The sequence below is a fragment of the Chryseobacterium aurantiacum genome (assembly GCF_003020585.1).
Taxonomy (GTDB): domain Bacteria; phylum Bacteroidota; class Bacteroidia; order Flavobacteriales; family Weeksellaceae; genus Chryseobacterium; species Chryseobacterium aurantiacum.
In genome coordinates, this window is sequence record NZ_PXUE01000008.1 from 106,531 (window position 1) to 120,074 (window position 13,544).

General features: G+C 37.1%; 8 protein-coding genes. All 8 read left to right on the top strand.

Annotated features, from left to right (window positions below):
- The first annotated feature begins 206 nt into the window (after nt 1-206).
- The 8 genes from C7D53_RS20185 (at nt 207) to C7D53_RS20220 (ending at nt 13,303) form a co-directional block, all read left to right on the top strand.
- Nucleotides 207-470, top strand: coding sequence for a hypothetical protein (locus C7D53_RS20185; protein ID WP_106918199.1), 264 nt, complete (start codon nt 207-209; stop codon nt 468-470).
- A gap of 85 nt (nt 471-555) precedes the next feature.
- The gene (locus tag C7D53_RS20190; RefSeq protein ID WP_106918200.1) at nt 556-1,407 is read left to right on the top strand and encodes an ATPase; all 852 of its coding nucleotides are present in this window, start codon (nt 556-558) and stop codon (nt 1,405-1,407) included.
- 15 nt (nt 1,408-1,422) lie between these two features.
- On the top strand, nt 1,423-3,708 hold the full coding sequence (locus tag C7D53_RS20195; RefSeq protein ID WP_106918201.1) for an NADP-dependent malic enzyme: 2,286 nt from the start codon (nt 1,423-1,425) through the stop codon (nt 3,706-3,708).
- A 186-nt stretch (nt 3,709-3,894) separates the two neighbouring features.
- Nucleotides 3,895-4,497 carry a hypothetical protein gene (locus C7D53_RS20200; RefSeq protein ID WP_162926238.1) on the top strand — a complete coding sequence of 201 codons (603 nt, stop codon included), beginning with the start codon at nt 3,895-3,897 and terminating at the stop codon, nt 4,495-4,497.
- A gap of 265 nt (nt 4,498-4,762) precedes the next feature.
- Nucleotides 4,763-5,347, top strand: a complete 585-nt coding sequence (ruvA, locus tag C7D53_RS20205) for a Holliday junction branch migration protein RuvA (RefSeq protein ID WP_106918203.1) — start codon at nt 4,763-4,765, stop codon at nt 5,345-5,347.
- Nucleotides 5,348-5,404: 57 nt separating this feature from the next.
- The gene (gene sov / locus C7D53_RS20210) at nt 5,405-12,466 is read left to right on the top strand and encodes a T9SS outer membrane translocon Sov/SprA (protein WP_106918204.1); all 7,062 of its coding nucleotides are present in this window, start codon (nt 5,405-5,407) and stop codon (nt 12,464-12,466) included.
- 107 nt (nt 12,467-12,573) lie between these two features.
- Nucleotides 12,574-12,951: a glycine cleavage system protein GcvH gene (gene gcvH, locus C7D53_RS20215; RefSeq protein WP_045492676.1), complete on the top strand. Its 378-nt coding sequence runs from the start codon at nt 12,574-12,576 to the stop codon at nt 12,949-12,951.
- A 25-nt stretch (nt 12,952-12,976) separates the two neighbouring features.
- Entirely contained in the window at nt 12,977-13,303 is a 327-nt protein-coding gene (locus tag C7D53_RS20220; RefSeq protein WP_076357401.1) for a VanZ family protein, read from the top strand.
- Nucleotides 13,304-13,544: the final 241 nt, after the last annotated feature.

Genomic DNA, 13,544 nt, shown 5'->3' on the forward strand with positions numbered 1-13,544 from the left:
ACTATATGTTAAACACTGAAAAAAGTTGTTAAAATATTTTTTTAAATAAAAATTATTTCTAATTTTAATCAACAGAATGATGTTACTTTAACCTGATAATAAATTCATTTTCAAATCCTTGTGATAATGGTTTTTTCTATCTTGTAATGCGTGCTTGAAAGCATACTACTCCAACATTTTACGGTTTAATCGATAATAATATTTGTATGAAACGTCAAAACAAATACAGAAAATTCCAGCTTCAACAGAAAAATATTGAGGTTTTGGAGAAAGAAAACTCCCGCTTCAAACGAGTGTATTCTGAATACGAAAATATGTCCAATGAACTTTGGAATCTTGAAAACTCCAATGGAGAACCTGTGCCCGATGATTTCATCAACGCGATGGTATTACAGGCCTCTTATCTGGAAGACGAAATAGAAGACTGGCTTCTGCAATTCAACGAAAATAAAACCAAAATAAAGCAATAATGATTTTAAACAGCTTTCAGGTTGTTTTTAAATGCTAATTGAAGATAAATTCATAATTTAGCCCCCTTAAATAAAAATCTAAAATATGGTTGCTATTGTAGATAGTGGTTCTACTAAATCGGATTGGGTAATTCTTGATGACTTTAAGAAAGTTTTTTTGAAAACGGAAACCATCGGCTTTAATCCGAATTTTATAAACAGAGAACTTATTGCTCCTGAAATACAGAAAAACAGCAACCTTATATTAGTTAAAAATTCAATTACCAAAGTTTTTTTCTATGGTTCCGGATGTGGTGTGAAAAAAAACTGCGAAACCATCGAAGAAGAGCTTAAAAAAGTATTTGGAAAAGCTGAAATTATTGTAAAAGAAGACTTAATGGCCGCTGCATATGCTGCATATAGCGGAAAGCCGGCTATTGTATGTATTCTGGGTACCGGATCAAACTCCTGTTATTTTGATGGTGAGAACCTGAAGATAGAATTACCATCCCTTGGATTCCTAATTGGGGATGAAGGAAGTGGAAGTGCAATAGGAAAGCAGCTGGTACGAAGATATTTTATGAAAAAACTGCCGGCAGATCTTCATACCGAGTTTGAGGCAGATTACAAGCTTACCATAGAAGATGCATTGAAAAACATGTATCATGCCCCAAGACCAAATGCTTATTTGGCGAATTTCAATAAATTTGTTATCGAAAGAAAAGACCATCCTTATTTTAAGGATATGGTTTTCGAGGAAATGAAAAGTTTCTTTGAATATCAGGTTCTTCCTTATCAGGAAGCAAGGGATGCCGAGATCAATTTCATTGGCTCCATTGCTTATTATTATGAAAATATTCTACGTTCTGTAGCAGCAGAACTTAATTTAAATGTGGGACATGTAGTTCAGAAACCAATTGAAAGTTTAGTAGATTACCACATTAAATATATACTCTAACAAAAAATAAAACGTATGTCAAGTAACAACAATCGCGACGAAAAGAATTTTAGTCAGGCCGCGTTAGATTATCATAAAGCAGAACCTAAAGGAAAAATAGAAGTTATACCATCCAAGCCACACTCTTCCCAAAGAGATTTGTCATTGGCATACTCTCCGGGAGTAGCGGTACCTTGTATGGAAATTCATGACAAGCCTGAAACTGTATACGATTATACAGGAAAAGGAAATCTGGTTGCTGTAATTTCTAATGGTACAGCTGTACTTGGACTAGGAGATATTGGTGCAGAAGCTTCAAAACCAGTAATGGAAGGAAAAGGACTTTTGTTCAAGATTTTTGCAGATATCAACGTTTTCGATATTGAAATCGATGAAAAGGATCCGGATAAATTTATTGAGATCGTGAAGGGTATTGCTCCAACGTTTGGAGGAATTAACCTGGAAGATATCAAGGCTCCTGAAGCATTTTATATAGAACAAAAATTAAAGGAAGAATTAAATATTCCTTTGATGCACGATGACCAGCACGGAACAGCAATTATTTCTGCAGCAGCATTAATCAACTCATTACAAATCGCCAATAAAAAAATTGACGAGGTAAAGATGGTGGTAAATGGTGCGGGAGCAGCAGCAATTGCATGTACAAAGCTTTATATTTCATTAGGATTGAAAAAAGAAAACGTCCTGATGTGTGATAGTAAAGGGGTGATCAATCATAAGAGAGAGAACCTTACTCCTGAAAAATTAGACTTTATTGCCCAAACAGATATTGAAACATTAGAAGATGCCGTAAAAGGATCTGATGTTTTTGTGGGATTATCTAAAGGAAATGTAATGACTCCGGAAATGCTACAAAGCATGAACGAGAACCCTATTGTATTTGCCTTGGCTAACCCAGATCCTGAAATTGCTTATGATTTAGCTCTTTCTACCCGTAAGGATGTAATCATGGCAACAGGAAGAAGTGATTATCCTAACCAGGTAAATAATGTATTGGGATTCCCGTATATTTTCCGTGGTGCATTGGATGTTCAGGCTACAGGAATCAATGAAGAAATGAAATTGGCAGCTGTACATGCTATTGCAGATTTGGCAAAAGAACCTGTTCCGGAAGCGGTAATCTTAGCATACAACGTTCAGAGCTTACAATTCGGAAGAGACTATTTCATTCCAAAGCCATTTGATAACAGATTGATCACTAAAGTATCAAGCGCTGTAGCAAAAGCGGCAATGGAAAGTGGTGTGGCAAGAAAAAATATTGCAGACTTTGAAGAGTATGAGCACCAGCTTTTAGACAGAATGGGAAGAGATGAAAGATTGGTAAGAATGATGCAGAGCCGTGCAAAATCCAATCCGAAAAGAATTACCCTTGGAAATGCTGAAGAATATAACGTATTAAAGGCTGCTCAGATTCTTTACGAAGAAGGAATTGCTTTCCCAAGTCTTTTAGGAGACAAAAAATACATCAAGGAACAAATGGAACGTTACGGAATCAATCTGGATGTTCCAATTATTGATCCAAGTGATGACGATCAGAAAGAAAACAGAAAAAAATACAGAGAAACCCTTTGGAAACTTCGTCAGAGAAAAGGTATGAACGAGTACAAAGCAAAGAGATATGTTCGTCAGAGAGACTATTTCGGGCCTTTGATGCTTAAGCATGGAGATACTGATGGTCTTATCGTTGGATTCTCTAAAAACTATACATCTGTATTACGTCCTATTTTAGAAGTTATTGAAAAAGACAAAGGAGTAGATAAAGTAGCGGCAATGATGATGATCCTGTCTGAAAAGAAGCCTATTTTCTTCGCAGATACATCCATCAATCAAAACCCGACCTCTGAAGATCTTGTGAATATTGCTAAAATGGCAGAATTTACAGTGAAATCTTTTGCCATTGAACCTAGAATCGCAATGCTTGGCTTTGAAAACTTCGCAGCAATCTCTGAGACTTCCAAAAAAGTTGCTAAAGCAGTGAGTATTCTTCACGAGAAATATCCTAAAATGATTGTAGATGGTGAAATTCAACCGGATTTTGCTATGAATGCTGATCATTTAAGTGATTATCCTTTCTCAAAACTAGGTACAACTCCGGCCAATACATTCATCTTCCCGAATCTGGAAAGTGCAAACTTATCCTACAAAATTTTGAGAGGAATGAAAGTAGCACAGGTAATCGGGCCAATCCTAATGGGATTAAAGCAGCCGGTACACGTTCTTCAAATGCGTTCAAGCGTAGATGAAATTGTAAACTTGGCTACAATTGCTGTTCTTGACGCTCAGAGAAGAGAGAAAAAGTAATCAACTTACCAACATATTATAAAAAAGCATCTTACCTAAGATGCTTTTTTTTGTTCTATAGAAGTATTGTAGGACGTTTTTCTGCTAACTTTATCATAATTAGTTCCATTTGCGTGTTTTTTTTAACTTTAACATCAGCAGTATGAATATAATTATCCATTCAGCCAATGAATTAATCTCAAAGGAATGAACAAAAAACTAATACCACTTTTGACCTTATTATTGATGAGCCTTATAACGCTGGGTTGTAAGAATTACTATTACTTAAAACATACCCCACCTAAGGTTGATAAAGATGAGGGAAGGGCAATTCATCATCTTAAGTTTTCAAATGAAAATATGCAGTTGGTTACCTATGGAGATTATCAGATAAATACCGTGAATAAAAAGTACATCTTCTTTACCACAAAAAATATAGATCAGATTCTTATATCCAATTTCAAAAAGAAATTCAGCGAGCAGTTTTTATTTATGTATACCAATATGAGTGTTTATAATAACCTGTTGGGGTTTTATTATGCAGGATCGTCTTTGGATGAAGTGATGAAAAGCTATGATAAGAAACCGGATATTGATTTGACAAATGGTATTTTATATACTTATGATTCCGGGGCATTTGATGTAGTGGATATTTACAAAAAATGTGATGGAGGGGTCATCAGGTTTATTAACCTTAATAATCCGGATGAAAACGATCCTCAAAATAAAAAATTTCATCGGGAAGTCAATAAAGTGTTCTTTGAGCTTAATGCAGATTTATGGGATAAAAGCACGGTGGATTTTCAATAGTAAGTTAATAATCCGTGGGAAATTTTAGTACAGCATAAAATAGGAAATTGTAAAGGGAGAGGATAGGGAATGGGACGGAAATGACAATCATTCTGATTTTAACGAAATGACAAAAAAAAGGCAATCTTTCCTCAGAAAAAATAACAATCAGATGGAATTATCAAATGCAATTAAATATCCATAGCTGTTAAAAACAATTTATTTTGACCTTTAATGCTGTATTTGGAGGTTAAATTTTTATATTTGGGAGTTTCAAAAATTAATAATGATATTTTCTTTACAAGGTACTGTTCAAGAACTTACACCTACCTATACCGTAATCAACGTACAGGGCGTTGGCTATTACGTGGGGATCAGCTTAATGACCTCACAGACACTGGTTTTAAATCAGCAAACCTTTCTATTTATTCAACAGATCATTCGTGAGGATGCTCACCTGCTGTTCGGTTTTAACACTCGTTCAGAAAAAGAAATGTTTAATCTGTTAATAAGCGTTAATGGAGTAGGGGCTGTATCTGCCCTTATTTTGCTATCCACCCTAAGCCTTGATGAGATTGCTTCAGCCATCCTTTCCGGTAATGGCACATTGATTCAGAAAGCCAAGGGAATTGGGACGAAAACTGCAGAAAGAATCATTGTAGATCTTAAAGATAAAGTACAGAAATTCAGTGGTCCGGCAGAGAATATTTCATTGTTGGTAGATAATAAAATCAAGGAAGAATCGTTATCTGCATTAGAAGTTTTAGGAATTCCTAAACGGACGAGTGAAAAGATGGCGGATAGAATTTTAAAACAAAATCCAAGTATCTCGGTTGAAGAATTGGTTAAACAAATTTTAAAAAACATTTAACATTTGGTGGCGAATAATAAGCATCTTAACATATTTTTGTTCCTATCGTTCCTGTTCATGTCTGTCAGCACCTTTGCACAACAGGTAAAAGACACAGCGATCATAAGAAAACAATATGAAGTGGCAGACCCTACGAGGTACGAGGCCTATTACGATATAAAAACCGGGATGTACTATGTATATCCTAAAATTGGGAATACAATTACCGGCCCTCCCACTGCCATGTCTCCGGAAGAGTATAAAGAATATATGCTTGCTACTCAAACCAAGGCATACTACAAGGAAAAATCGGAAAAATATAATCTCCTTTTTAGAAAAGACAAATCTGATGCCAGAAAAAAGGGACTCATCCCTTCTCTGATGATCAATAACAAATTGTTTGAAACCATATTTGGAGGAAACAAAATTGAGATCATTCCTTCAGGATACGCATCCATTGACTTCGCAGGACTTTACCAGAAAATAGATAACCCGCTGATCCTTCCACAGAATAGGACCAGCTTTACTTTTGATATTGACCAGAGAATTCAGCTGGGATTATTGGGTAAAGTAGGAGAAAATCTTCAATTGAAAGCCAATTATGATACCCAAAGTGGTTTCGCGTTTGAAAACAGAATGAACCTCGTTTGGCAGGCAAAAGGAAGTTGGAAAGATCTTCAGAGTAAAGGTCTTGGAAATGTAGATAAACCTAACGAAGGAGGAGAAGATAAAATCATCAAAAGAGTTGAATTTGGTAACGTAAATATGCCGCTTTCAACAAGTTTGATTCGTGGTTCACAATCATTGTTTGGGGTAAAGACAGAATTCCAGTTGGGTAAAACCTTTGGAACAGTTGTTCTTTCCCAGCAACAGGGTGAAGCCAGAAATATTGTAGTACAGGGCGGAGGTGTTATGAATAACTTTAAGGTCAACGCCAATGACTATGAAGAGAACCAACACTACTTTTTAGGGCATTACTTTTTGGATAAATATGATAACTCGTTGCTTAATTATCCACAGATCAATTCCACCATTAATATTACCAGATTAGAAGTTTGGGTACTGGATCAGGGAAATAGTAATCTGGCCTACCAAAAGAGTATTATTGGTATTAGAGACCTGGGAGAAGGAGTTGGAGGACTACCTGATAACTCTCAGAATGATTTGTATAATCAGGTTTCCACCACAGCGGGAACCAGAGAAGCAGGTAAAAATTATGATGCTGTTTTTCAGGGACAGACTTTTCCGGGAAGTACAGAGCCCTATAGAAACGGGGAACATTATATCTTTAATACCAAAGCTAGAAAACTGAATTCTAACGAATATATATTTCAACCACAGCTAGGATATCTTTCATTAAATCAAAAACTGAATGATCAGCAGCTTTTGGCTGTTTCTTATTCATATACGGTAAATGGAAGTAACAAAGTATACAAAGTAGGGGAATTCTCCGAAGAAAGCCCTGTCTTGATTACTAAAGTACTAAGAGTAAATAACAGTGTAGATCCGGCTTCTCCAATGTGGAAGCTAATGATGAAGAATATCTATTCTTTGGATGCAGGTCAGGTATCTCCGGACGGATTTATTCTTAACGTCTATTACAGGGATCAAAAAACAGGAGGTAAGGTCAATTATCTTCCGGATGTTCCTGCTGTTAAAGATCAGAACTTATTAAAGCTATTCAACTGGGACCGTCTTAATATGAATGGAGATATTCAGAATAATAAAGACGGAACAAAAGGTGACGGTATCTTTGACTTTGTCAACGGGATTACAGTCAGGCCGGAGAACGGAAGAATCATCTTTACCAAAGTACAGCCTTTTGGAGATTATATGCAGAGTTTGGTGGGGAATGATCCAAAGTATGTTTTCCATGATTTGTATGATAAAATAAAACAACCCGCAAACCAAACTACTATCCCTCAATGGTACACCATAGAAGGTCGTTATAAAGGAGTTCAGGGACAAGGGATTTCTCTTGGTGCTGTAAACGTTCCACAAGGATCTGTAAAGGTTTCTGCAAACGGAGTGCAGCTTTCTGAAGGAGTGGATTATACCGTGGATTACATGTTGGGAACGGTAACAATCATTAATGAAAATGTAAAACAGTCCGGACAGGCTATTAATATCGCCCTGGAAAACCAATTGACATTTGATACCCAGAGAAAGAGATTCTTGGGATTAAACTTGGAAAGAAGATTCAACGAGAACTTTATTTTAGGGGGAACGGTGATCAACTATTCAGAGTCTCCGCTTACACAGAAAGTAAACTTTGGACAGGAAGCTGTTAATAACACCATGGCAGGGATCAACTTGATGTATAACAATCAGGCACCTTTCCTAACCAGGTTTACAGATAAACTTCCATTGGTGAAAACTGAGGCTCCATCCAATATCAACTTTAAGATGGAAGGGGCATACCTTATTCCGGGATTGAATAAAGCAACCAATAGCCAGTCTTACATTGATGATTTTGAGCAGACAACCTCTAAGATCTCCTTAAAGGAACCGGCAGCATGGAGCTTGGCATCAAGACCTGAAAAAAATACATTGCCACCGTTCAATATACCGCCAGCCAGCGATGACCTAACGAGTGGTTACGGAAGAGGATTGTTATCATGGTATAACATTGACCCAAGATTCTGGGGAGTGGGAGGTAAGGCACCAACAGGAGTTACTCCGCAGTCGGTATCCAACCATGCCTCAAGAAGAGTTCAGTACTCTGAAATTTATAATAACAGAGATTTTGTAGCAGGAGAACAAACCTATACCAATACATTTGATATATCCTATTTCCCAAGTGAAAAAGGACCTTATAACGTAAACCCGGGAACAGAACAGGCAGCCAGCAGATGGGCGGGTATCATGAGACCTATCAGTGTTCCGAACTTTGTGAGTTCAAACATTGAATATGTAGAATTCTGGATGATGGACCCTTATGCAGACGGTAATAATTTGGGAACCAATGCAAGACTTTTGCTACACTTAGGAAATGTATCTGAAGATATTCTTAAGGATGGAAAAATGTTGTATGAAAATGGTCTTCCCGCACCAGGATCATCACCGTCAACTACCAATTCAACTTGGGGTGTACAGCCAAAGCAACCTCCTATTTTATATGCATTCTCTACAGAAGGAGAAGGCAGAAAGTCACAGGATGTTGGGTATGATGGTTTAAGTTCAGACCAGGAAGCAATGAAATTTGGAAATACATTTGTAAATCCGGTAACCAATATTGTTGACCCTGCAGTGGATGACTTTGTGTTTTATCTGTCAGATAAATTTACAGGAACTCAGGCAGCTTCGCTTGTTCAACGATACAAATATTTCAGAAATCCGGACGGAAACTCAGAAGCAAACTCTTTAAATGTTTCTTCACAGACTCCGGATGCCGAAGATATCAACAGAGATTATAATCTTGATCAAATTGAAAGCTACAACCAATATGAGGTGAAGCTTGATCAGCCAAGTTTAGCATTAGGGGTTAATAATATCGTTGATGTAAAAACAGTGAAAGCAGCATTCCAGAACGGGCAATCTGCTGATGTAAAATGGTACCTGTTCAGAATACCTGTTTCCAATTTTGATAAAACGCAAGGAGCCCATAGTGAAACAGTACTGAACAATGTAAGATTTGCAAGGCTTATGTTAGCAGGATTTGAAAATACTTCAACCTTGAGATTCGGGACAATGGACCTTGTAAGATCAGACTGGAGAAAATATCCTAAGAATCTTGCCACTTTTTCAAATAAACAATTAGAACCATCTCCAGATGAAGGGGCAGCAGATGATACCGAGATTGGAAAACTAGAGGTGGGAAGTGTAAATATAGAAGAAAATACATTTAATCAACCTCCATACGTGTTGCCTCCGGGAATAGACAGACAGGTATTGAGTGGAAATGCAGGCGCGCAGAGACAGAATGAAGCCTCATTATATATGAAAGCTAATGGTCTTGGTGTAGGTAAAGCAAAAGGAGTATTTAAAAATACAACTTTGGATATGAGGAGATATAAAAAGCTTAAGCTTTTTGTACACGCTCATGTTCCTTCAAATCGAGATGCTAATGTTGGACAAATGGATAAAAGGACAAAGTTCTTCATTCGTTTTGGAAACGATGCTACAGATAACTATTATGAATATGAAGCCTCTTTGAAATTAACGTCAACTACTTCCACGACTCCAATGGAAATTTGGCCATTGGAAAATGAAGTGAACCTGGATATCCAGAATTTCGTGGATGCCAAGATTAGAAGAGATAAATTATATTCGGATAAAATCACACAGAGATTCTTGGATCCTGCTTTTGAAGAAGGAGATAATTATAAAAGAATTTATATTAAAGGACGTCCAAGTTTAGGGAATGTAACAACCATTATGATAGGTGTTAAGAATGGAGTACCTGTAACTGAACCAGGTAGTTCAATAGATAGAATTCTTTGGGTAAACGAAATCCGTCTTTCTGAAATTGATAATGATGGAGGATATGCCGGAAATGCAAGCTTAAACTTCAATCTTGGAGATTTTGCGACCGTTAATACCAATGCATCCTATACTTCAGTTGGATTTGGAAATATTGATTCAAAACCGGCTGAAAGAAATCAGTCTACCCAATCAGCGTTTAGTATTAATACTGCAATCAATGTAGATAAGTTGCTTCCGGAAAAAACAGGAATAAAGATTCCTTTAAATTATTCCTATTCACAAACCATTGAAGATCCGAAGTACAATCCTTTAGATACCGACGTGGAATTTAGCAAGGCGCCAAACAGGGATCAACTGAAAAAAATAGCAAGAACATATACACAGCAAAGAAGTATCGGAGTGGTGAATATGCGTAAAGAAAGAGTAAATCAAAATAAGAAACCTAAGTTCTACGATATTGAAAACGTTTCCGTAACTGCGGTATATAATGATGATTATTTCAGAGATATTTATACCAAGAGAAACTACAGACAGTATCTTAGAGGATATATTGACTATAATTATACTTTCAAACCATGGGTTTTGAAGCCTTTCAACAAAATGATTAGTGATACGGCAAAATCTACGAAGTATCTAAGATGGGTGAAAGAATTTAATATCAATCCTATCCCGACAAGATTATCTTTCAGAACTGAAATTGATAGAAATTACAACGAACTTGAGTTCAGAAACATTGAAGCCATTTTAGGTGGAAATGCAGGTGGTGATATGGAGGCTCTTAAAAACAGAAACTTCTATTTCGGATGGCAGTATGGGCTAGGATTCAACTTTACAAAATCATTAAAGCTTGAAATCAACTCTGCAACCAGAACCCTTAATGATAACATGGATGTGAATATGATGGACAACAAATCCATTTTCGGAAATGTCTTCAGATCTGGTAGACCGGTATTGTATAACCATAGAGCACAGCTGAATTATAAACTGCCGTTCCAGTACCTTCCGTATTTGGATTTCATTGATGCAGAACTAGGATACGGATTTACTTATAACTGGAATGCCAGAAGTACCGCTTTATACGGTATGGTAAATCCGGACACCAATAGAATGGAGAGTTTAGGATCAATAGGACAGAATACCAATGTTATTCAGGCAACGGCAACAGCGGATATTCCTAAGTTCTTTGGGCAGTTTAACTATTTTAAGAATATTAATACCAAGCTTCAGAAACGTAAGCAGGAAATGGATTCCCTGAACAATGTGTATACAAAACAATGGGAAAAGAACAGATACAGATATAAGAGTTATAAATTCAAAAATAAGCTTACCGTACTTCAAAGTGCTGCATTCTTCTTGACTTCATTCAAGCAGTTAGATGTAAGCTACACGGAAAATAATGGTACAGTACTCCCTGGGATATTGTCCGCTCCGAACTGGTATGGGTATGGTCAGACATTAGGAGGACCTACCATCGGATTCCTGTTAGGATCTCAGGCAGATATCAGAAGAACGGTAATGGAAAATGGTTGGGTAAGTAACTCTAATTATATGACGGATCCTTATGTAAGAATGTCAACCAAGGAATTGAGGGCCAACTTACAGATGATGCCAATGAATGATTTCAGGATTGATTTTAACGTGTTGCATAACTTTAACAGCAACTTCTCGCATACAGGATTTAACTATACTAATGGAGGAGTTCCGGATCCTGGCTTTACATTCGCGACAGATATGGTAACCTATTCCAATTCTGCAATACTTCTTAGCTCATCATTTAAAGATGGACAGGCAGTTTATCAGGCGATCAGAGAAAATGCAAGAGCAATGTCACTTCAATTAGGAGGTCCAAACGCAGAAATAGATAACAATGGCTTTGCTAAGCACTACAGTATAGCCAATGCTTATGTGTTGATCCCTGCATTTAGAGCAGCCCTTGAAGGGAAATCCATTACGCCAATGGGTAATCCTAAAAAATCAGGAATGCCATTGCCAAACTGGAGAATTACTTACTCCGGATTAAAAAATATTCCAATGATCAGTGGCCAGTTTACGAAGTTTGATATCCTGCATGGATATACAGCAACGTATACAGCAACAGGAATTCAAAGTAATATAGACTACCACGGAAATCCGAATGGTTACTACCAGATAATAGATGATACAGGAACGAAGAGTGAGGGAGATAAAATAAACCCTTACACATTTGCTCAGGTTGGATACGTAGAATCCTTTTCACCGCTTATCGGAGTAGATGTTACCATGAGAAACAATATGCAGTTCGGGTTACAGTACAACAGAAACAGAATGATGGTACTAGGATTAGTAAACCATACCCTAACAGAAGATTCCAACTCAGAATATGTGGTAAGATTAGGATATATCGTCCGAAACTTCAGACTGGGAACAGCTAACATAAGAGGAAGAGGAACCAGAGGTAAAGGAAGCGATCTTAATATTAGAGGAGATATTTCACTAAGAGACAGTAAAACCTCTATTATGAATATCCTGCTGAACGATTCGCAGATAACAGGAGGGCAGAGACTTTTAAACATCAAGCTTTCTGCAGACTATAACGTCTCCGAAAACCTGAACCTGAGAGTCTTCTACGAACAGATGACCTCAAAGTATAAAATCTCAACAGCATTCCCACTGTCTACAATTAGAGCAGGGATCTCCGCAACATTTACATTCGGTGATTCCGGTGGTGGATTCTAGAAATCATACAAACTTAAAAGTCCTTCAGTTTTGAAGGACTTTTTTTATATCCAATATTTGAAGCTAGTATTATTTTGAATACATTTGTACAAAATAAAAATTAAAAAATGAACACACCATCAGAATTAAAGTACACGAAAGATCACGAATGGATTAAGATCGAAGGAAATGTAGCTACAATCGGTATTACAGACTTCGCTCAGGGAGAACTTGGGGATATCGTATACGTAGATGTAGATACAGTGGATGATGATCTTAATGGCGGAGACGTTTTCGGAAGTGTAGAAGCAGTAAAGACTGTTTCAGATTTATTCTTACCTATTTCAGGAAAAGTTATTGAATTCAACTCAGAATTAGAAGACCAGCCTGAACTGTTAAATACAGATCCTTATGGAAACGGATGGATTATCAAGTTAGAACTTGCTGACGGTGCAGATCAGTCTGAATTGCTTTCTGCAGAAGATTACCAAGCAATCATTGGATAAGATTTCAAAAATATTTAGTAAGATATTGCCCATTTATTGGGCATTTCTTACTTATATGCTTCTCAAGCCCGGAGAAGAGAACCATGAGTATTGGTTCATGTTCAGCGGTATCGACAAGGTTTTGCACCTAGGTATATTTGCAGCCTTAGGGTTTTCTTTCATTGCCGCATTTCCCAGAATAAAATTTTCATACTTTTTTCAGATCATCCTTATATACGCATTCCTTACCGAAATACTACAGGAAGAAATGGGATTAGGAAGATCAATGGAAACTTTGGATATTGTTGCCGATACCATTGGCTGCCTTATCGGTTACTTTACCTATAGAATATTGGTTAAACGTTTTCTCTGATCAGACCTTAGAAAAGACAAAGCTTCCTATCACCATATTCATATTCTCCAGTACCTCTACTTTCAAATCCTAAAACTTTTCAGGAGCTTTATCCTGCTATTCACTTCTACTCCTCGCGCCAAGCGTCCCCAATCCAGGTCCACCCGCTTCCCGATCCCTGCTGCGGGGTAACCGTTGCTATCAGGGCTATGGAAGATGTCGTATATATAAATATAGATTGTGAACACCCACCCACATTCAC